This window comes from Neobacillus sp. NPDC093182, from assembly GCF_044754045.1.
This window is the reverse complement of record NZ_JBIVOI010000005.1, coordinates 193,793-214,252: the sequence shown is the minus strand read 5'-3', so window position 1 is coordinate 214,252 and position 20,460 is coordinate 193,793. Positions and strand designations below refer to the sequence as shown.

Genomic DNA, 20,460 nt, shown 5'->3' with positions numbered 1-20,460 from the left:
AACCCCCGATGTTTACATAGTCTTGTATAAATAAATCTTCCATGCAGCGTTTTTTGATTCAAATATTTTATCCAGTTTTAGTTGAATTCTCTCTGAATTAGCAATAGGCAGTGCCGATAGTATGTATTTACCACCCATCTGTTTAAATACGGTTGTATTTAAGTGCAGGTCCTTTAATTTCCTTTTGGAGTCTTTTTTTATCATATATTTTTTTCCAAGCTGTGCAGTAAAGATGTAACAGCGGCCTCCCCACTGATCAAAATATTTGCGAATGGTTTTATTTTTCTCCAGCTCTCCCTCAATTATTTTCCTAAATTGGTGCTTGTAGGATAATGGGTAAAAATTATTATAAGTATCCAATGTATAAAAACCATTATACTGGGATATGGCAGGATGAATGCCAATACTGGCCACCCGGTAATTTTTTTGTTCTTCACCAATGTGTTCTTTGATCTCTGTAAATAATTCTTCTGCATAAAATTCTCCTACTGTTGGTTTGTTGTGATAGATGATCTCATCATTAAATAAACAAAGCAAAAGAATTTGAGCGGCGGCAAACCATTTGGCAGTATTCGCCCAGCTGCGCCCTTGAAGTGAAAGAATTTTTAATGATAGGGCAAATCCAGCATAAATAACCATCGGTCTTAAAAAGTGATAGCGGGCAAAATTGAAGGTATCCATAAAATGGAATTTCTTAGTTAAAGGTAACCAGCCTTTATAAAACCAAAACGCATACCACAGTGATAACAAAAAGTTTAATCCAAATAAAAAGACAAATAGTTTTTCCTGTTTCCAGAGTTTCTTGGAGTAGACAAAATAAAGTGCTATAAACATCACAGGCAGAATAAAGAGTCCGTGTACAGTCATAACATGCGTATGCCCCAAAACATAATTTTTAAAGGTCAGCCTGACTACCCTCCATAAGGGTAAGGACGCGTGAAAATATTCATCACGGCTGTTTGGTTCTGTCGAAAATAAAAAGGAATTAACCAATCGATATTCTACCAGCATAAAAATACAAGTCATGTAGGCAATAGATAAAAAGAAACGAAGATTCCACCCTTTTCCTCTAAGAACATCCGTGAGCCAAAAGATCCCCATTGCACTTAGGAAAAAGAAAAAACCTAAGACGATGCTAGCGTAAAAAGGAATTAGCGTAAGAACTATGTAATCTTTCTTAGTGCCTTCTCCATTTCGGATATTAAGGAAAGCCCACAGTGCCAGCGGCATTCCCAACGTACTAAGCATGCCTGATGGCCAAAAGGGGGTTAATGCAAATGCCAGCGATACCCCTACTTGCAGGAAGCCCCATCTTTCACCAGGAAGGAAATGTTTTTTTAATAGTAAATACATACCGATAAAGGCAGCTACCCTGGTTAAAGCTTGACTGAGACCATAAGCAATCATGGTTGGGAACAAGGCATAAAGCCAGACGATAATACTGTATTCCGTTCCAAATGCATTTCTTGGGACCCCGTTAATTATTTGGGGGATTACAGCATTAACTTCACCAAACAGTTGACCACTCTTGGCAAGAACTTTGTACCATGCTAAATTCGAATCCAAGTTATCATGAACACGTATATGAGCATTTTCTTGGAGAATAAAGAGTGGGGAGAGATATATTGTTAAAATTAGTAAAGCAAAAATGATCCATCTTAGCTCTTTTTTCTTTTCAGTGAACACTCATTACACCTCGTAAGCCTTCTTTCTTGTTTAATAAAGTTTGCATTTGGAATGGAAATTATTCCTTTTAAACAAATGTTTTCCTAATTTAAGTGTTAATACGAAATACTCGTTATAGCTAAAAAAATACCTTCCATGTTAGTGGAAGGTACTTTTAGTATGGGTTTTAGTGTTTTATCTCTGTTTATTTTCGTAAACATTTAAAAGAAGATCGAGCTTTTGGCTGCATTGAACCACATTTGGGTTTGAATATCCATATTGTCGTGCTAAATCAATCATTTCAATTCTTGTTTTTTCAATATCAGATAACAAATAGTTCATGCTCGTTTCCACGGCTCAACCTCTTTTCATGTTTATAACTTATTTATATTATTAACCTTAATTTAAGAAATTTTTCACTTTAAAACAAGTAGTCTAAATAAAAAAAATTGTATCTTTCGTGAACATTATACTAGTACAATATTCATACTTCTATGAGGATTGTTCAGAACTCAATATAGATTCAAGTTCTTTGACAAGGACTTTTCCTGTTTCAATATACTGCTCGGGAAAGCTTGCATCCTTATCAACGGGTTCAGAGAACTGATTCAAGGTGCCTGCTGAGACTTGGTCATCAAGACCGATTTGATACTTATGAGACAACAGGAATGGTCTTCCAAGCTCAACTGTACAGCTGTGTGCGTCTAATTGACCGTCTATGGCGGAAAACGGCAGCCTTAAAAACTGATAGCCTACTTCATCATTTATTTTGTAATCAAAGGCACCGTGATCATAATCCCAGTTACCGCCGATTGAATATCCGATTGGTTTTAGCATTTGTTCGAGCTTATACAAATCAAACTGCTTACCTTCTACACTTGATGGTATTTCAATCATCATACAGCCCCCTTTTCATCATTATTTATTAGTTTTCCCAAAAAAGATAAAAAATAGAGTACTGAATTTCTCAGTACTCTACTTTTTTATTACAGTCTTTTTTCAAGTTCTGCTTTCTTTTCTTCGAATCCTGGCTTACCTAATAATGCAAACATGTTGACCTTGTAAGCTTCAACTCCTGGCTGGTCGAATGGATTTACTCCTAGCAGGTATCCACTCATTGCACATGCCTTTTCGAAGAAATAGACTAGGTAGCCAAATGTGTATTCATCCATTTCAGGTATGGATACGATTAAGTTTGGTACGCCTCCATCTGTATGTGCAAGCATGGTTCCTTGGAATGCTTTATTGTTTACAAAGTCTACGGATTGTCCTGCAAGATAATTTAAACCGTCTAAATCACTTTCAGCTTCTTCAATGGTCAATTCATGGCGAGGTTTTTCTACCTTAATGACTGTTTCAAATAAATCACGACGGCCTTCTTGTACATATTGTCCTAATGAATGTAAATCAGTTGAGAAATTAGCGGAAGAAGGGTAAATTCCTTTTTGGTCTTTTCCTTCACTTTCTCCAAATAACTGTTTCCACCATTCAGAAAAGTACTGAAGTCCAGGCTCATAATTGATTAACATTTCAATTGTTTTCCCTTTATTATAAAGAGCATTTCTTACAGCAGCATATTGATAGGCTTGATTTTCTTCAAGTTCAGAAGTGCTGTATTCTTCTTGAGCTTTAGCGGCTCCCTGCATCATTTTATCAATGTCAGCACCACTCACAGCAATTGGCAGTAACCCAACCGCAGTTAATACAGAGTAACGTCCGCCAATATCATCTGCAATCACAAAAGATTCATAACCTTCTTCGGTGGCTAAGGTTTTCAAAGCACCTCTGGCCTTGTCAGTTGTAGCATATATTCTCTTACGTGCTTCTTGCACCCCATACTTTTCCTCAAGAAGCTTACGGAAAATTCTAAAGGCAATAGCCGGTTCTGTAGTCGTACCCGACTTTGAAATAACGTTTATAGAAAAGTCTTTCCCGTCTAGAAGATCCATAACATCTCTCATATAGGTTGAACTAATGTTATTACCTACAAAAATAATTTGCGGTGTTTTTCTCTTTTCTTTTGGAAGGGCATTATAGAAGCTGTGCTGCAGCATTTCAATTGCAGCTCTTGCTCCTAAATAGGAACCGCCAATCCCAATTACGAGGAGTACATCTGAATCTGATTTAATTTTTTCCGCCGCTTTTTTAATGCGTGAGAACTCTTCTTTATCGTAGTTTGTAGGAAGGTCAATCCAGCCTAAGAAGTCACTTCCTGCACCTGTCTGCTCATGCAGGGAATGATGGGCAACCTTTACGGCATCACGCAAGTATGTAATTTCATGCTCTGCGAAGAAGGTTAACGCTTTTGAGTAATCAAAACGTATGTGTGTCATGTATGTAATCCTCCAATAAATTTATTTTCAATTCTCACTTTAACGAAAGCTGGACAGATTATCAAGAAGGGTCTCCCTATGTAAGCGTACCCATTTTCGCCATTTTTTTTACATTCATCAGATTTTGTCGAAAAAAGAAACGGACACCAATAAGTGCCCGTTTCTACTAATTAGGCTGTGTTAAATTTGGCTGTTGATTTGCGCTCCAGGCGCTATGCTTTCCGCGGGCTCGCCCGTGAGCCTCCTCGGTCGTTCCGACCTGCGGGGTCTCACTCAGCTCGTTCATCCCGCAGGAGTCAAGCGCCTTCCGCTCCAATCAACAGGTTCTAAAATCAATAGTCTCCTTTAACACAGCCAATAATTAAAGTGACTCACGATAAATGGTTAATACGTCTTCTCTGTTTAGTTTTGTGAAGTTTCCGAATTCACCATAAACCATTGCTCTGTCTGCCATTATTTCTAGTTTGCTGTCATCGATGTTATAGTCTGCTAGGCTAGCAGGTGCACCAATACTGTTCCAGTATTCACGTAATTTTTGTATACCTTCCAGTCCGGCTTCTTCAGCTGTTTTACCTTCTGGATCAACCCCAAAGACTCTTACAGCAAGCTGTTTAAAACGTTCTGGTTTTACCTTAAGGTTATGTTTCATCCAGTGTGGAAATAAAATCGCAAGCCCCCCGCCATGCGGGATATCATAAACTGCTGATACAGCATGTTCAAGATTATGTGTCGCCCAGTCCCCACGATAGCCCATATTTAAAATACCGTTTAAAGCCATAGTCCCGCTATAAAGGATGGTAGCTCGATGTTCATAGCTTTCGAGATTCTGAAGCAATTTAGGTGCAGTTTCCATAACAGTAATGAGTAATGATTCACACATGCGATCTTGGAATAATGTATTCTCTTCCAAATGGAAATAATGCTCTAATACATGGGACATCATATCGACAATTCCATAAATAGTTTGATCCCGTGGAACGGAAAAAGTATGTACAGGATCCAAAATCGAAAATTTCGGAAAAGTAAAAGGGCTTCCCCACCCATATTTTTCATTTGTCTCCCAATTAGTAATAACGGAGCCAGAATTCATTTCTGAACCAGTAGCCGCTAATGTAAGGACTGTCCCAAATGGCAATGCTTCATTTACCGCTGCTTTTCTAGTAACCAAGTCCCAAGCGTCACCGTCATACTTTGCACCTGCTGCAATTAACTTCGTACAGTCAATCACACTGCCGCCTCCAACAGCTAAAAGTACATCTATACCCTCGGTTTTACAGATTTCTACCCCTTTACGAGCCGTTGTAATCCGAGGATTCGGTTCCACCCCAGGTAATTCAAACACTTGTGCGTCGATTTCATTCAATAAGTTGATAACCTTGTCATAGAGACCGCTTCGCTTTATGCTCCCACCGCCGTACACCACAAGTACTTTCTTTCCATAACGAGGAATTTCAGATTTTACCTGTTCAAGTTGTCCTTTACCAAAAATTAATTTGGTTGGATTCCAAAACGTAAAATTTTGCATGATATGCACATCCTTTCCACAACCCATTATTATTGAAAAAAAAAATTTTTGCAAAGGTTACACAGATGAATATTTCTTCTCAATTTCAGCAACCTATTATTGAAAGTATACTGATAGGAGGAATTTACCTTGAGTACAATTCAAAGAATTGCTCTAATCCTTACGATCATTGGTGCTATTAATTGGGGATTAATTGGTTTTTTTGGATTTAATTTAGTTGAAGCCATTTTTGGCGATAATTCAGCACTATCTAGAATTATATATGGCTTAGTCGGAATCGCTGGACTTATTAACCTAGGGCTGCTGTTCAAGCCAAATGAACAGCATGTTAGAGAACCACAAACAGATACAAATCGATAAGCAAAAAAAATCCTTGCATTACTTTTGCAAGGATTTTTTCATATCCATCCCCTAAACTCAGAGGCTTCTACCATTTTTCGTACACCGACCATATAGGCAGCTGTACGTAAATTTACATGGCTACGGATTGAAATTTCATTTATTTGATGAAACGCACTGATCATTTTTTCACGTAATTTCGTTGCAACTTCCTCTTCATCCCAATAAAACCCCTGCTTATTTTGAACCCATTCGAAATATGAGACAGTAACTCCTCCAGCTCCAGCTAGAACATCGGGAACAAGCAGTATTCCTCGTTCAGAAAGAATTCTTGTTGCCTCATTCGTTGTAGGACCATTAGCAGCTTCCACGATAATCTTTGCCCTAATATTTTGAGCATTCTTGGCTGTAATTTGATTTGAAATAGCCGCGGGTACGAGAATATCACATTCTTGTTCGAGTAATTCTTCGTTGGTAATCGTTCCATCAAATAAGGAGGTAACAGTACCAAAGCTGTCGCGGCGGCTAAGTAAATATTCAATATTTAAGCCATCCGGATCATAAAGGGCACCATATACATCCGAAATCCCAACGATAATTGCTCCCGATTTATGCATGAATTTTGCGATGTAACTGCCTGCATTACCGAAACCTTGAACAATCATCCGGGCCCCCTTAATAGGAAGTCCTCGTAATTTTGCAGCTTCTTCGATACAAATGGCTGCACCCAGTGCCCCCGCTTCTTCCCTAACTTCTGACCCCCCTAGGACAAGGGGCTTCCCTGTTATAAAACCAGGAGAGTCGAACTTCCTCAGACGACTGTACTCATCCATCATCCAGGCCATGATCTGAGAATTAGTATACATATCCGGTGCCGGGATATCTTTGGTTGGACCAACAATTTGACTAATGGAGCGAACATATCCGCGGCTTAAGCGCTCAAGTTCACCAAATGAAAGGGTCCGAGGATTACATATAATACCTCCCTTTCCGCCTCCAAATGGTAAATCAGCAATTCCACATTTCATGCTCATCCACATCGACAAAGCCTTAATATCATCATCATTTATCTTAGGATGGAAGCGAACACCACCAATCGTCGGTCCAACGGAATCATTATGTTGTGCCCTATAGCCGCTAAAAATTTTAACTGAACCATCATCCATCCGAACCGGAATTCGCACATGAAGCATCCGTACAGGTTCTCTCAACAGCTCAAATGCAGCTTCTGGAAGTCCTAGTCTTTGCAATGCATCATGAATAACAATCTGTGTGGATGTAAGTAGATTTAAGGTTTCTTTATCTTTATCGTTTTCACCTGCACTATTTGTTACATCATTCTTCCCCATTTTGGCACCTCAAGTTTTTCTTTTAACTAAGTACTTTATTAATGCGTTCAATCGCCCAATCTAATTCATTTTTACTAATAATCAGCGGAGGGGCAAAACGAATTACGGTATCATGTGTTTCCTTACATAAAAGACCTTGTTCCTTTAATTCTTCACAATATTTTCGTGCCGGCTCATTTAATTCTACGCCGATAAACAACCCCCGGCCTCTTACTTCTTTAATTCTAGGGTTCTGAATTTCTTTTAATTTACTTACAAAATATTCACCTAGCTCTAATGATTTATCGGAAAGTTTCTCGTTAATCAGTACATCTAAAGCAGCGATTGATACTGCACAAGCCAGTGGATTTCCCCCAAAGGTAGAACCGTGGGATCCTGGATTAAATACACCTAAAATATCTTGGTTTGCGACTACACAGGAAATTGGGAATACACCGCCGCCTAGCGCCTTACCAAGAATATACATATCTGGCTCGATTCCTTCCCACTCACAGGCAAACATTTTTCCAGTACGGCCCAACCCAGCCTGGATTTCATCGGCGATAAATAGAACATTGTTTTGCTTACATAATTCAAAGGCTTCTTTCATAAAACCTTCAGGAGGAATAACGATACCAGCCTCGCCTTGAATAGGCTCTATTAAAAAGGCTGCGGTATTGGCAGTAATGGCTGATTTTAAAGCTTCTAGATCTCCATAGGGTATTAGTTTTATACCTGGAAGCATGGGTCCAAATCCACGTTTATATTCGGCTTCTGACGACAAGGAAACAGCAGTCATCGTTCTGCCATGGAAGTTTCCTGTGCAAGCGATAATTTCCGCTTGGTTTTCAGCGACCCCCTTTACATCGTAAGACCAGCGGCGTGCTGCTTTAACCGCTGTTTCGACTGCCTCCGCGCCTGTATTCATAGGAAGCGCCATTTCCTTTTTCGCTAATTTGCAAATCTTTTCATACCACGGACCTAATTGATCATTATGAAAGGCACGAGAAGTTAACGTTACTTTATCTGCTTGATCTTTTAATGCTTGAATAATTTTGGGATGCCGATGACCTTGGTTTACTGCTGAATAAGCACTTAGCATATCCATATATTTGTTGCCTTCAGGGTCTTCTACCCAAACTCCTTCAGCTCGTGAAATAACAATTGGAAGTGGATGATAATTATTTGCCCCGTATTTCTCGGTTTGTTCAATTAATTCCTCTGTTTTCATTTCTGCTGCCATAACACTTTATCCTCCATTCAAAGGGAAGTATGTACATACCTATTGTAGCCGAGCCTGCAAAAAGAATGAACCATTACGAAAAAATCTTTTCAAAGTAATAAAAAAAACCTAGTTCCCGCTAATGAATAGCAAGGTACTAGGCTTCTTAATCTGTTATTATTTCTTAATTAGATCTTCACGCTGGGATTGGTCAATCCATTCTTGAAGCTTGTCTTTTAATGTGTTAAAACCTTGTTGGCCTTCAACTTCTGGTACGATTGCAGCAGCTTGACGCTTACGAGGCTTTTTAGGTTTAGCAGCTGCCTGTTGTACAGGAGCTTCTTCCGTTGCACGAATCGATAAACCAATTTTCCCTGCGTTTTCATCAATTGATAATACCTTTACCTTTACTTCATCTCCGACTTTCAAATGGTCGTTAATATCTTTAACATAACCATGTGTAATTTCGGAAATATGCACAAGACCCTGTGTATTTTCATCTAATGCTATGAACGCACCATATGGTTGAATTCCTGTTACTTTACCCGTTAATACACTTCCAGTTTCGATCTTTTCTGTCATGAAAACACTCCTAAGAAATAATTATTTTATCTTCTATATACGCAATAAGAAATTATAGCACATCCTGAACATATAATCAAAAAAGGTTTTTCTTGAAGTAAAAAGAAAACGTCAACATAATGTTCTAATACGATTTTTTCAAGAAATAAGATTTTTATGTTAGAATAAAATCGAGATAATGTCTAATTAGGAGAGGTGATCACTTTGAACACAATTGGCAGTACGATCAAAAATTATCGTGAGCATTTGAAAATGACGAAAGAGGAATTAGCTCAAAAAATAAGGGTGGGAATTCATACCATTGAAAGATATGAATCTGGCGAACAAATCCCTAGTACTCAAACCCTTCTTAAATTGTCTACTGTTCTTGATATTCCCGCTTCTGAACTATTATTAGACCAACTAGATCAACATATTTAAATTTTTAAAAACACTGTATAGAATATAAAAAAATAGGAAATCACTATTATATAAGCTTTCTAGTATTCCCCCCTTTTTTGAAGTGGACAACCACATATGGTTTGTCCTCTTTTTTTTGAAAAAAATGGTTTACTAGGTGTTAAATAAGAAACTACTGGAGAAATTATTATCACTAACATATCAGCAGAAGGTGGGTTGAATACGTGGAAGAGACGGTTTTTTATCGTAATCAGTTAGTCAATAATATAAATATTTATTATGAATTCTATCCCAATCCTAATTCAAATAAGACACTTGTACTACTTCATGGATTTCTATCTTCCACCTTTAGCTATAGAAGGTTAATTCCTTTTTTAAACAAAGAATATCAGGTGGTTTCCATTGATCTTCCTCCCTTTGGTAAAAGTGGGAAAAGCAGCGAATTTGTTTATTCCTATCGTAATCTTGCACAAACCGTTATTCAGCTTATTTCGGCACTTGATTTAAAAGATATTACGCTTATTGGGCATTCAATGGGTGGACAAATTGCCCTCAATATCCTGCATCAACAGCCCAATATAGCCGAAAATGCAGTCCTGCTTTGCAGTTCGTCCTATGCAAAACGTTCGAGACTGCCTTTAATCATGGGCAGTTATATTCCCTACTTTCACTTGTATGTAAAGTTTCATCTCGCCCGTTCAGGTGTAATGAAAAATCTTCAGAATGTCGTTCACGATCATACTATGCTTAATGACGAAATGCTTTTTGGCTATCTAAAGCCATTTTTAGAGGATGAAATTTTCTTAGCCTTAACCAGAATGATTCGTGACCACGAAGGGGATCTATCAACTGGGACACTCAGCCAAATCACTCATCCATGTTTATTAATTTGGGGCGAGTATGACAGAGTTGTCCCACTATCAGTGGGGAAGCGCTTAAAAAATGATTTAAGGAAATCAGAACTGATTATTTTAAAAGAAACTGGTCATTTAGTTCCAGAGGAACGTCCGGAAGATGTCTTCCAGCATATTAAACAATTCTTGGCATGAAAAAACGACAGCAGGATGCTGTCGTTTTATATCTTACAGGAATCGTTATCCTTTATCGCCAGCAGCTCTTTCGCTATTTTTAAGCATTGGTCGATAGGAATGGTTTTCTCGAAGGAGAATTCGTATATGCTTTGTATTCTTTTTGCAAGTTTGTCTGGTTGGTCTAATTCATGTATGGCTTGTATGGTATCAGCAATCTCGGTATCGTAATGGCCATTTTTTAATTTGAAAGGGTCCCATTCATTTAATAAGTCCACAAATTGCAGATTTGTTTTCATTTCACTTTCCATTTCATTCTCTCCTACTTTATTTGGCTGCGTGAGATTGGTCTGTTGGTTTGCACTCCACTAAGGAAAGCTTCTTTGAATATTCACCGCAGGGACAGGCGGTCTTTGCCTGTCACGAGGCACTTCGCTTTCCGCAGGCGTTGCGGTGAGCCTCCTCGGCGCAAGCGCCTGTGGGGTCTCACCTGCTCCGTACTCCTGCAGGACATTGAATGACATCCTCGAATTCGCCCACGCACGAAGGAAATGCGATAGCATTTTCGAGGAGTCTTCGTGCCTTCCGCGCAAATCAACAGTGTGCAAATATCACTATTTTACCTTCATACAGCCTTCTATTTTAGAACATATTCTGCTAGTACGGTTTGAAGTTCATAAATGTTTAGGTTCTTATTAAATTGTTTTTGAAGTGGGAGCGCGTTACCTGAAATCCAGATTTTTAATTCTGCGTCCAAATCAAAGCTTCCTGCGGTCTCTATGCTAAAATGAGTAATACTTTTATAGGGGATGGAGTGATATTCTACCTTCTTCCCTGTTAATCCCTGCTTATCCACTAGAATCAGCCGTTTATCTGTAAATATAAATAAGTCTCTAATTAATTTATATGCTTTTTCAATTCTTTCATCTTTGGCAAGAATTCTAGAAAATTCTCTTTGTGCTTCTGCTGGGTTTACCTCAGAGGCATTTCCCATCATGCCATCAAAAAATCCCATCAACCCCACACCTTTCCTAGCCTTTAACTTTATTATACTCATTTATGCTTACAATAAAAAGCTAGTCGTGACATCACGCCCAGTTCAGTTACATCCCAGTCTATTGGATTAAGTTTAATAAATGCTTGTGCATTTCTTCCCCTGAAATCACTGCTTCTCCTCCGCCTTGTGCAAATGAATCATTTCCGCCGCCCTTGCCATTAATGGTAGAAAGTGCATGACTTATTAACTCTTTCATATTTACATTCGATGCGGATCCTCTCGCACAAACTAGCTGTAACCGGTCCTCATTTTGGGAAACAAATAACGCTATCACGTCTTCATCCTCTGTTACAATGAATCGGGCTAATTTTTGCAGCTCCTGAATGGTTCTGTTTTGAAACACCTCACTTACAATGTTTTGGTCCAAATTACTTTTACTATTTTTGAATAAACTCTTTGCTTCATAGCGCAGTAAAGTCTCTTGTGTTTGTTCCAGCGCTTTCTCAGCAAGTTTCCCACTTTCTAGCAGACGAATGACCGCTTGCTGCATATCTTTTTCTGGTGCATTAAGTAGTTTCGTTAATTCCATTAGCACCTTATGTTTTTGGCTTAACTGTTTCATAACGCGGTTGCCACAAACAAATTGTACGCGTATTTTTTTCTTTTGCCTATCCCAGTCTAATATTTTTATTGCCTGCACTTCTCCGGTCGCTTTCGGATGAGTACCGCCACAGCCGTTATAATCAAAATTCGGAATAATAACCAGTCGAATATCCTCTTTTACTTTGGTCTCTTTTCGAAGATTATAATTCACTAACTCCTCTTCAGTTATCCACTTCGTTTCTATCGGCCTATTTTCGATAATGATTTGGCTGGCAAGTTCCTCTACTCGTAACGCTTCAGATTCCAAAAGATTCTCAGTTTCCAAATCAATGGTCAGCGTTTCGTTTCCTAAATGAAAGCCTACTGTCTTGTACCCAAACAGTTGTTCAAAAGCGGCGGAGAGAATATGCTGACCTGCATGCTGCTGCATATGATCAAATCGTCTTTCCCAATCAATAACGCCATGCACAACTGCGTTTACATCATCTAATTCTGTTTCGAGGTAGTGACGAACTTCTCCCTCAGCTTCCTCCACATTTAGGACCTTAATCTTTTCAATTGTTCCAACATCATGCGGTTGTCCTCCACCGGTCGGATAAAATGCGGTTTGATCCAACACTATATAGTAATTTCCATTTTCATCTTTTCCTTGTGTTACTATTCTTGCTGAAAATGATTTTATGTAAGGGTCTTGATAAAATAGTTTATTTTCCATATTTACATTCTCCTAGTTTTTATAATAAGAAAGCCTGTCCCCTCAATTATGAAGAAACAGGCTTAAAACGTCTAATTTTTCAGGCTTATTTATTGCGCTTACCATTTTGTTTGTTCATTTTTGAATTTCTATATTGCTGAAAACCGCCCATTTGTGGGAAACCCTGTTGATAGCCTCCCATTTGCGGATAGCCCTGTTGGTAGCCCCCCATTTGTGGATAACCCTGCTGATAGCCTCCCATTTGCGGATAGCCTTGCTGGTAGCCTCCCATTTGCGGATAGCCTTGCTGGTAGCCTCCCATTTGTGGGTAACCCTGCTGGTAGCCTCCCATTTGCGGGTAGCCTTGCTGGTAGCCCCCCATTTGCGGGTAACCCTGTTGATAGCCCCCCATTTGTGGGTAACCCTGTTGATAGCCCCCCATTTGTGGGTAACCCTGTTGATAGCCCCCCATTTGTGGATTACCAGGTTGTCCAAAAAAGCTGCCTAAAAATTGTCTTTTTGCCATTTATTTATCGCCTCCTTAGTCTACATGCTAGTGTATGTCTGACTATTTGGATAAGCTTGGATAAATGACCTATTATCCGTAGTAATTCTCAAAAAATAAGGCTGTCTTAAAGAGACTGCGAACGGTTATTTTTCTTTAGAGATTTCACCGCATGCAATTCCATCACCAGAACCTCCTTCTGGCTGGGTCATACCGTCATCTTTTTCTTCATATATGACAATGGTAGTTCCATCTTTTCTAATCAGCGTCGCCTTACCCTCTTTTAAAGTTACATTCGGAGCCATTAATTCTGCTTTTACTGTTCCGTCATCCTCTACAATTAAATTAGGAAGATCTCCAGGGTGCGCGCCTTTCGGGTGCAAAAGACCATGCTTTTTATCATCGGGGTTTAAATCCTTTCCAGATGATTTGAAGTCTGGAGTCTTACATTCACCCTTGTCATGAATGTGAACGGCATGCTCTCCAGAAGGAAGTCCCTTTAAATCAAAAGTTAATTTTACTCCGCTGGATACCTCATGAATTTTAACTGTCCCGACAGAATCTCCCTTATCATTTATCATTTTCACATCAAGTTTTGTAATATCCTTTTCCAAACAACCCGTGAGTAGTATAAGTGGGATGATAATCCAACCTCGTTTCATAAGTATCCCCCTAAGTTTGACATTTTGTCATAGTATCAACTTCAAGTGGAAAATTTATGTAAAAAAAAAGAAACAGCGGCTTAATGTTCACTGTTTCCTTGGCTATGTTGTTGAGAAAGTAATTTTTCCTCGAGTTCCTTTGCTTTCATCGCTTCCCGCTTAGAGACCTTGATAATGAACCGCATGGTTAATAGGGCTCCTATCATAAAAATCAAAAATGTAATGGCAGCTGGCCCGTATTCTGATTTATCTTCTGGAAAGTATAGAAATAACGATAATACAAATGACTGGATCATCTTTTTCTCCCTTTCTTTAAAGGAATGTCACTAAAGATTTATTATAGCAACAAAAAGTAGATCCTGCCATTATTTGAAGCCCAAAGGGTTACTTTATTACCTTAATACCTTTAATAATGACATCTTCTTCTGGTTTATCCTTAGCATCGACTGGAGTTTCTGATATATTATCAACAATATCCATTCCCTCAACCACTTGTCCGAAAACAGTATGGCGCTGATCCAGCCAAGGTGTGCCCCCTCTTTCATCATAAGCCTCAATAATTTCTTTTGGGAATCCGGTTTTTTCCATTTCAGTTTTCATTGACGGGTCTACTGATTTTTTCGTTACAATAAAAAATTGGCTCCCATTTGTATTGGCCCCTGAATTAGCCATCGATAATGCTCCGCGTAAATTAAAAAGATTTGTTGAGAATTCATCCTTGAATGGCGCTCCGTAAATACTTTCTCCACCAGTTCCGTCGCCATTCGGATCGCCGCCCTGAATCATGAAATCATTGATTACCCGGTGAAAAATCAGTCCATCATAGTATCCTTCCTCACCATGTGTTACAAAGTTTTCTACCGCTTTTGGAGCATATTCAGGGAATAACTTAATTTTAATGTTTCCCATTGACGTTTCCATTTCAACCAGTTTTTCATTTTCGGATACCTCATTTGAAAGTTGAGGGTAATCTGCGTTTGCCACTTGATCACTCCCTTCCTTTTCCTCCGTTTTTGAAGCAGTACTTTTAGGAGCTGCTTCCTCTGTCTCTTTGCTTGTCCCACATCCAGCCAGGATAAGCACACCAATCAGTAATACTAACCAAAATTGCACTTTCTTCATCACTATCATCCCTCCATTTTATTAATTTAACCGATATTTTTGTTTTTTGCACTTCGTTTTTTATATAATAGGATAAAGGTTACAGAAGATTGAGGAGTGGTTTTTTTGTCAGAATTGCAGATTGGTGAAATTGTTACCGGAATTTATAAAACGGGAAAATATATTGGGGAAATAACCGAAGTTCGTCCGCAGCATTATTTAGTCAGAGTTTTAGCTGTGCTTAAACATCCGATGCAAGGAGATTTACACAATCCAAAAGAAGCGGATGTACTAATTTTCCATGAAAGAAAAGCTCTTTCATATAGAGAGCAAGCCAATATTCCAAAACAAATGGTCAAGCTTTTCACGGAGGAAGTTCCTGACTATCTTGAGTCATTGAGACAAGCGGTTGAAAAAATGAAAAATGAATTAACAGAAAATGCAACTGATTGGGCAGAAATGAGTCTAAAAAGTATAGCTTCCCTAGAAAAGGATTATTTCAAATAAATAATTTAAGGCCAAATCAGATTGAATGATTTGGCCTTTTATGCGAATTCATTTAATAGTTTTGAAAAATCAACGCGGTCCCCAATCGTAGTTGGTTTCGGCTTTTCTAAATAACGCTTATCCTTTTCAACAAGACGGAATATGTTGTAAGTAGTCAACGCATCATCCAGCGCTCTATGATGCTTTCCTGTTCCTTCCTTACCATACTCCTGTACAGCTTTCCATAATCCTGTCTGATTTTGGTCCCCAAAGAACCGTTTATACTCCATGGATAAATCTAATTCTGCAGCTTTAAATGGAAATGCCAACCCTGCTTCTAAACAATTATGCCTTAGTACCTTCATATCCATATTTCCCCAAGTGACAATGGTAGTTTCATACTGATTATTGAATTCTCCTAATTTCCGGACGAGTTCATAAAATGAAATTCCCTGGTCAACCTGCTGCTGTGAAATATGTAAGAATGATTTACAGCGTTCAGTTAAAATCGGGAATTTTAGTGGTGTTACATAGGATGAGAATTGCTCTGTAATTTGATCATCAACAACTGCCACGAGTCCAACCTCAATAATCTCTGCGTAAAAATCTTTCATCCGGACATTTCGTTCAGGCATTGTAAATTCAAAATCAATAAAGATAGTTTGTCTCTTTTCCTTCATTTTTTCACCACCTTTTTCAGGTTTCTTACTACCATTATATAAAGAAACCTGTACAAAGTATTGTACTAATTCTCTATATTTCTTACATTATATCATGAAATTAACATAAATTTTTTAAATATTTTTTCAATTAAACCAAAAAAAGATGGAAAATATCCCATCTTTTTAGACGTCACTTTTTTAATTTAATAACTGCGATTGTACATCTTGAAATACAAATGAGACGATCCTTTTCATCCGTAATTTTGATATCCCAAACCATGGTTGTTTTGCCTTGGTGCAGGATGGTCCCTACAGCTGTTACGGTTCCTTCTGTAATTGGTCGAACATGGTTAGCGTTAATTTCTAAACCAGCAGCACCTTCTGTTTCTTTATCAACCAATTCATAGGCACCAATACTTGCCACTGTTTCTGCTAGGGCAACGGAAGCACCGCCATGTAATAAACCAAAAGGCTGGCGGGTTCTTTCATCCACAGGCATGGTTGCGATAACCTTTCCCGGTTCTAAATGCGTTATTTCAATACCTAATGTTTCAATTAATGTGTTTTTAATCATTACTCTCTCCCTTTCAAAAAACATTTTGCCGGTAATGTGTATATTCTCTTTTATCTTGGAATTTCCTTTATATTTATGTATTTACAAAGAAAAACAGCCGTATCAGCTGTTTTTTTAAACATTTTAATAGTAATAAGGTGCGCCATATCCCGGGTAACCATATACGGGCGGGGCATAAACTGGATAGCCATAAAATGGTCGAGGATATCCATAGAATGGACGAGGATAAATCAATGCACTACCTAATAGACCTCCTACTAACCCACCTAGAAACGGCAGCCCAAAGCCAATGAATCTTTGGTTATGTTTTGGATATGGGCTTCTATAATAATACATGCAGCCAAACCTCCCTTTCACAATACTTGCCTACACTACTTCATATGCGAAAAGAGAGAGAATGGGTTGGGCAAATAGAAAAGCAGAAGCGCCCGTTTAGCAACTCTTAATAAAAGGCCCTTTTCGTAACCTCTTTTGCTGTTCAGCTCTGCATTCGGACAGCTCTGAGGTTTTCATGACTTTCCTTGTCTGAATCCCTGCCTCATTCGGACAGCTTAGAGGATCTCAAAGGAATTCGTGTCCAAATAGTAAACTTATTTGTAAAACAATCGTTGCGAAAAATTGCTTAATGAGAAAACCCCGATCTTCATCAGGGGTCTATTTTTCGATTGGTTCAAAGCGTTCTACGAATAGGGCTAGTGTACGAGTCATTACACCTGTTGCTCCTGCAGGACCAAGATCATGTTCCTTTGATGTGGTAGAAGTTCCTGCAATATCCAAATGAACCCAAGGAGTACCCTCTGTAAATTCACCAATGAAGGCACCCGCTACAATGGCATGACCTTCACTGCCGGGGGAGTTGTTTAAATCTGCTACTTTACTGTTTCTAACTCGTTCTTTATCCTTCTCAAACAACGGTAATTGCCAAATCGGCTCTCCTGCTTCCATTGAAGCTTCTAATACTTGTTCATACAATGTTTCGTGATTCGTCATCGCACCGGTTGTATGTAATCCAAGTGCCGTAATAACGCCACCTGTTAAGGTTGCGACATCAACCAAATATTCCGCACCCTGGTGCTTCGCATAGGTGACAGCATCTGCTAGAACAAGCCGGCCTTCTGCGTCAGTATTTAACACTTCGATTGTCTTCCCGCTCATCGAGGTGATGACATCATCCGGCTTAAAGGCATTGCCTGAAATCATATTATCCGTTGAAGGAATAACCGAGACAACGTTTTGTTCCGGTTTTAATTCCCCGATGATTTCCATGGCACCTAGAACAGCCGCAGCTCCGCCCATATCCGATTTCATACCTACAATGCCAGCCTTCGTTTTGATAGAATAGCCACCTGTATCAAAGGTTATACCTTTTCCAACGAGTCCAATAACGTCCTGCCATTGTTCTTTCCCTTGGTACTTGAGAACGATCATCTTAGGAGGCTCTGTAGATCCTTGGTTAACCGCAAGAAAAGCTCCCATACCCAACTTTTCAATTTCCTCTTTATCAAGAATTTCAACTTCAAAGTCATATTTAGCAGCAAGCTCTCGGGCATATTCCGCCATGTCCTTTGCTGTAAGGAGATTGCCTGGAATATTTACTAGTGTACGAGCAAAGTTGGTGCCTTTTCCAAAAGCCAGACCTACTGTCAGCGAAGCAGAAATTTCTTCCTTATCCGTACTCTCACTATAGACGGTAATCTTTTCGATTCTTTTCTCTGGCTCATTTGATTTTTGCTTGTAGCCATGGAATTGGTAGGTGGCCAGCGAAAACGCTTCACTCACAGCATGTGCTGCTTCCTGCCCGCTTACAGACCCCGCCGTAAAGGAATCCAAAAGAACTCCACATTCTTGGAGCTTGCTTGCTTTTAACGCTTTAAATGCCTTTCCTAAAGCCTCACTCAGCCTCTCAAAATTGAAATCCTTTTCTTTTCCAAGACCGACAAACCAAATTCTTTTTGCTCCGATTTTCCCGAAGCTATGTACTTTGCTAATATTTTTAAACTTTGCTGAAATATCACCAGCTTTGACAAGCTCTCTTAATTGACCTTCAAATTGTTCATCCAGCTTCTCTAGGGTACCTGTAAACTTTTCTGGTTTATCAAAAAGTCCAATAATCAAACCTTCGTGACCTGCTGAAAGGTCCATTTCATTTTTAACATCAAACATGGTTTTCCACCTCCGTGTAAACTACCAGTTTATTATATCGAAAAAATGAATATATTTCGACTTTCTAAGTATTTCATTACGTTACAACATAAAAATAGCAGGCTCTATGCCTGCACTATTTTCTCTCTGAACCAATATACTGCTGACGGAACACCTGCATGGATTTATCTTCGTTTAAAGCTTGCAAATCCGCTTCCGTAAGATTTCCATTTCCCTGCTCAATGATATAAACATCGATTTCCTTTTTCCCCCACTTGTTATAAACATCCTCAACCGTTTCATAATAAAGGTCAACTTTATCTCCCTTAATAGCGCCACCCTTATCAGCTACTACCCCGTAGCCATATCCAGGAATAAATAGAATGGTGCCAATCGGAAACACAGATAGGTCTGCAGCTACAGTTGAATATAAATCTCGTTTTACTTTGACTCCTGAGTAGGTGATTCCATACTCCGGATGGCTTTCATTTTTACCTGTGGATTCATAACCTGCTGTATATCCTGTTGCGATTACTGTTTTTTTCGGATATTTCGACCAATCAAAGGCATCCTCTAGCGCTTTTGGTGTCTCTGAAGTTTTGGCGTTTGAAGCAGCATGGGCTTCAAGTTCCACCGTTTGTTTAATGAACAACTTAAGATCAATACCTGTAATGGATTGAAGAGTCACTAGTAAGGCAATCAGGAAAAGAACGGTCATCGCAAAACGCTTTGTCCAATTTTTGATTTTATTCATTAAAATTTTCACTCCTCCCAAAATATTCATTTCCCAACCTGCAAGGAAATATTCAAAAAGGAGTAAAATCTTAATCATAAAAAAAGCTTTTTACCTAAGTTAAACCGAAAGCGGAGTAACCCAGGCAAAAAGCTTAAAACATTTGATATCCATTTTTTCGTAACATTTTGATTGTAACACCAGCAGCAATCGCACCAGCTAATCCACTAAGTAATATCAGGACATCTGCTGTTGCCAATGATCCTAATTTTTGACCAAGTTCTTGAAACGCTATTTTACTATTTGTAATATATTCGATAAACTTTATCTTATCAACGATAAATATAGCAATAATCGGATATATAATTGCCATAATCCAGGACATTCTTAAAAGCATATTAAGTATAAAACCAATTCCAAAAAACAACACAAAGAATAATAAAATCGATATGATTAAAACAACAATACTCATCTGCATGGAAATACCTCCTTTACACATCCATTTATAGTTTACTTAATGTCCAAAAGGGAGTCAATCCTTACATATCAGATTATCGTTACCTATACAAGGAAAAATATTCAAAAAAAATAGCTTCCCGAAGTTTCTCGTGGAAGCAGCTCTAGTTGATCTTAGAAGCTCGTCGATTTACTTTTTTTCCCGTTTCTCGCCAGAGCCCTCGCAGCAGGTACATGTTTCAGATCCCCCAAGCAGTAATTGAAAATATCCCGTACCTGAACAATAATCACAATTTTTAGTATCTACACTAGTCGTTTTCATTCAAATCAACTCCCTAAAATATTATTTAAATTTTCTGATAATATATCAAGAATTTCAGAGAAAGAAAAGGACGAAATTTAATCAAATTCAGATGAGAAAACG

26 protein-coding genes are annotated in these 20,460 nt (G+C 38.6%); 4 read left to right on the top strand and 22 right to left on the bottom strand.

Annotation, left to right across the window (positions count from 1 at the left end; all coding sequences use genetic code 11):
* Positions 1-12: 12 nt before the first annotated feature.
* The 5 genes from ACIQAA_RS11815 to ACIQAA_RS11795 all read right to left on the bottom strand — a co-directional run bounded on the left by ACIQAA_RS11815 (position 13) and on the right by ACIQAA_RS11795 (position 5,523).
* Positions 13-1,686, bottom strand: a complete 1,674-nt coding sequence (locus ACIQAA_RS11815; RefSeq protein ID WP_402619285.1) for a DUF6044 family protein — start codon at positions 1,684-1,686, stop codon at positions 13-15.
* A gap of 174 nt (positions 1,687-1,860) precedes the next feature.
* Complete coding sequence (locus ACIQAA_RS11810) at positions 1,861-2,019, bottom strand: Spo0E family sporulation regulatory protein-aspartic acid phosphatase (RefSeq protein WP_402619282.1); 159 nt, start codon at positions 2,017-2,019, stop codon at positions 1,861-1,863.
* Positions 2,020-2,157: 138 nt separating this feature from the next.
* A complete protein-coding gene (locus ACIQAA_RS11805) occupies positions 2,158-2,562 on the bottom strand; it encodes a YugN-like family protein (protein ID WP_402619279.1) in 405 nt (134 codons plus the stop codon).
* A gap of 89 nt (positions 2,563-2,651) precedes the next feature.
* A complete protein-coding gene (locus ACIQAA_RS11800) occupies positions 2,652-3,998 on the bottom strand; it encodes a glucose-6-phosphate isomerase (protein ID WP_402619277.1) in 1,347 nt (448 codons plus the stop codon).
* 361 nt (positions 3,999-4,359) lie between these two features.
* Positions 4,360-5,523: an iron-containing alcohol dehydrogenase gene (locus tag ACIQAA_RS11795; protein WP_402619274.1), complete on the bottom strand. Its 1,164-nt coding sequence runs from the start codon at positions 5,521-5,523 to the stop codon at positions 4,360-4,362.
* Between the two features lie 129 nt (positions 5,524-5,652).
* Here ACIQAA_RS11795 and ACIQAA_RS11790 point away from each other — a divergent pair, with 129 nt between their 5' ends.
* On the top strand, positions 5,653-5,883 hold the full coding sequence (locus ACIQAA_RS11790) for a DUF378 domain-containing protein (protein ID WP_402619270.1): 231 nt from the start codon (positions 5,653-5,655) through the stop codon (positions 5,881-5,883).
* Positions 5,884-5,921: 38 nt separating this feature from the next.
* Here the strand turns inward: ACIQAA_RS11790 and ACIQAA_RS11785 are convergent, their stop codons facing one another.
* The 3 genes from ACIQAA_RS11785 to yugI all read right to left on the bottom strand — a co-directional run bounded on the left by ACIQAA_RS11785 (position 5,922) and on the right by yugI (position 8,994).
* A complete protein-coding gene (locus tag ACIQAA_RS11785; RefSeq protein ID WP_402619267.1) occupies positions 5,922-7,211 on the bottom strand; it encodes a Glu/Leu/Phe/Val family dehydrogenase in 1,290 nt (429 codons plus the stop codon).
* Between the two features lie 22 nt (positions 7,212-7,233).
* A complete protein-coding gene (locus ACIQAA_RS11780) occupies positions 7,234-8,433 on the bottom strand; it encodes an ornithine--oxo-acid transaminase (RefSeq protein ID WP_402619264.1) in 1,200 nt (399 codons plus the stop codon).
* A 156-nt stretch (positions 8,434-8,589) separates the two neighbouring features.
* Positions 8,590-8,994 carry a S1 domain-containing post-transcriptional regulator GSP13 gene (yugI, locus tag ACIQAA_RS11775; RefSeq protein ID WP_402619261.1) on the bottom strand — a complete coding sequence of 135 codons (405 nt, stop codon included), beginning with the start codon at positions 8,992-8,994 and terminating at the stop codon, positions 8,590-8,592.
* Positions 8,995-9,198: 204 nt separating this feature from the next.
* On the opposite strand from yugI, the gene ACIQAA_RS11770 reads away from it, so the two are divergent.
* Both ACIQAA_RS11770 and ACIQAA_RS11765 read left to right on the top strand, forming a co-directional pair.
* Complete coding sequence (locus ACIQAA_RS11770) at positions 9,199-9,414, top strand: helix-turn-helix domain-containing protein (protein ID WP_402619258.1); 216 nt, start codon at positions 9,199-9,201, stop codon at positions 9,412-9,414.
* Between the two features lie 203 nt (positions 9,415-9,617).
* The gene (locus ACIQAA_RS11765) at positions 9,618-10,442 is read left to right on the top strand and encodes an alpha/beta fold hydrolase (protein WP_402619256.1); all 825 of its coding nucleotides are present in this window, start codon (positions 9,618-9,620) and stop codon (positions 10,440-10,442) included.
* 26 nt (positions 10,443-10,468) lie between these two features.
* Here the strand turns inward: ACIQAA_RS11765 and ACIQAA_RS11760 are convergent, their stop codons facing one another.
* The 7 genes from ACIQAA_RS11760 to ACIQAA_RS11730 all read right to left on the bottom strand — a co-directional run bounded on the left by ACIQAA_RS11760 (position 10,469) and on the right by ACIQAA_RS11730 (position 15,004).
* The gene (locus ACIQAA_RS11760) at positions 10,469-10,732 is read right to left on the bottom strand and encodes a DUF1871 family protein (RefSeq protein WP_402619254.1); all 264 of its coding nucleotides are present in this window, start codon (positions 10,730-10,732) and stop codon (positions 10,469-10,471) included.
* A gap of 326 nt (positions 10,733-11,058) precedes the next feature.
* A complete protein-coding gene (locus ACIQAA_RS11755; RefSeq protein WP_402619251.1) occupies positions 11,059-11,436 on the bottom strand; it encodes a PH domain-containing protein in 378 nt (125 codons plus the stop codon).
* A 100-nt stretch (positions 11,437-11,536) separates the two neighbouring features.
* The gene (locus ACIQAA_RS11750) at positions 11,537-12,736 is read right to left on the bottom strand and encodes an alanyl-tRNA editing protein (protein ID WP_402619248.1); all 1,200 of its coding nucleotides are present in this window, start codon (positions 12,734-12,736) and stop codon (positions 11,537-11,539) included.
* An 85-nt stretch (positions 12,737-12,821) separates the two neighbouring features.
* Positions 12,822-13,241 carry a hypothetical protein gene (locus ACIQAA_RS11745; protein WP_402619245.1) on the bottom strand — a complete coding sequence of 140 codons (420 nt, stop codon included), beginning with the start codon at positions 13,239-13,241 and terminating at the stop codon, positions 12,822-12,824.
* A 125-nt stretch (positions 13,242-13,366) separates the two neighbouring features.
* Positions 13,367-13,882 (bottom strand): superoxide dismutase family protein, encoded by a 516-nt coding sequence (locus ACIQAA_RS11740; RefSeq protein ID WP_402619242.1) that lies wholly within the window; start codon positions 13,880-13,882, stop codon positions 13,367-13,369.
* Positions 13,883-13,962: 80 nt separating this feature from the next.
* Positions 13,963-14,178 (bottom strand): hypothetical protein, encoded by a 216-nt coding sequence (locus ACIQAA_RS11735; RefSeq protein WP_402619239.1) that lies wholly within the window; start codon positions 14,176-14,178, stop codon positions 13,963-13,965.
* Between the two features lie 88 nt (positions 14,179-14,266).
* Positions 14,267-15,004 (bottom strand): peptidylprolyl isomerase, encoded by a 738-nt coding sequence (locus ACIQAA_RS11730; protein ID WP_402619546.1) that lies wholly within the window; start codon positions 15,002-15,004, stop codon positions 14,267-14,269.
* Between the two features lie 105 nt (positions 15,005-15,109).
* Here ACIQAA_RS11730 and kapB point away from each other — a divergent pair, with 105 nt between their 5' ends.
* Positions 15,110-15,490, top strand: a complete 381-nt coding sequence (gene kapB, locus ACIQAA_RS11725; RefSeq protein ID WP_402619237.1) for a kinase-associated lipoprotein KapB — start codon at positions 15,110-15,112, stop codon at positions 15,488-15,490.
* A gap of 38 nt (positions 15,491-15,528) precedes the next feature.
* On the opposite strand, the gene kapD is transcribed toward kapB, so the two are convergent.
* From kapD to ACIQAA_RS11690, 7 genes are all read right to left on the bottom strand, one after another.
* Positions 15,529-16,149, bottom strand: coding sequence for a 3'-5' exonuclease KapD (gene kapD / locus ACIQAA_RS11720; RefSeq protein WP_402619234.1), 621 nt, complete (start codon positions 16,147-16,149; stop codon positions 15,529-15,531).
* A 172-nt stretch (positions 16,150-16,321) separates the two neighbouring features.
* Positions 16,322-16,705: a hotdog fold thioesterase gene (locus ACIQAA_RS11715; RefSeq protein ID WP_402619231.1), complete on the bottom strand. Its 384-nt coding sequence runs from the start codon at positions 16,703-16,705 to the stop codon at positions 16,322-16,324.
* A 123-nt stretch (positions 16,706-16,828) separates the two neighbouring features.
* Positions 16,829-17,041, bottom strand: a complete 213-nt coding sequence (locus tag ACIQAA_RS11710; protein WP_402619229.1) for a hypothetical protein — start codon at positions 17,039-17,041, stop codon at positions 16,829-16,831.
* Positions 17,042-17,359: 318 nt separating this feature from the next.
* Positions 17,360-18,868 carry a leucyl aminopeptidase gene (locus ACIQAA_RS11705; RefSeq protein ID WP_402619226.1) on the bottom strand — a complete coding sequence of 503 codons (1,509 nt, stop codon included), beginning with the start codon at positions 18,866-18,868 and terminating at the stop codon, positions 17,360-17,362.
* Between the two features lie 115 nt (positions 18,869-18,983).
* Positions 18,984-19,601, bottom strand: a complete 618-nt coding sequence (locus ACIQAA_RS11700) for a 3D domain-containing protein (RefSeq protein ID WP_402619223.1) — start codon at positions 19,599-19,601, stop codon at positions 18,984-18,986.
* Positions 19,602-19,734: 133 nt separating this feature from the next.
* On the bottom strand, positions 19,735-20,058 hold the full coding sequence (locus tag ACIQAA_RS11695) for a YuiB family protein (protein WP_402619220.1): 324 nt from the start codon (positions 20,056-20,058) through the stop codon (positions 19,735-19,737).
* 168 nt (positions 20,059-20,226) lie between these two features.
* Positions 20,227-20,358 (bottom strand): YuiA family protein, encoded by a 132-nt coding sequence (locus tag ACIQAA_RS11690; RefSeq protein ID WP_402619217.1) that lies wholly within the window; start codon positions 20,356-20,358, stop codon positions 20,227-20,229.
* Positions 20,359-20,460 lie beyond the last annotated feature (102 nt).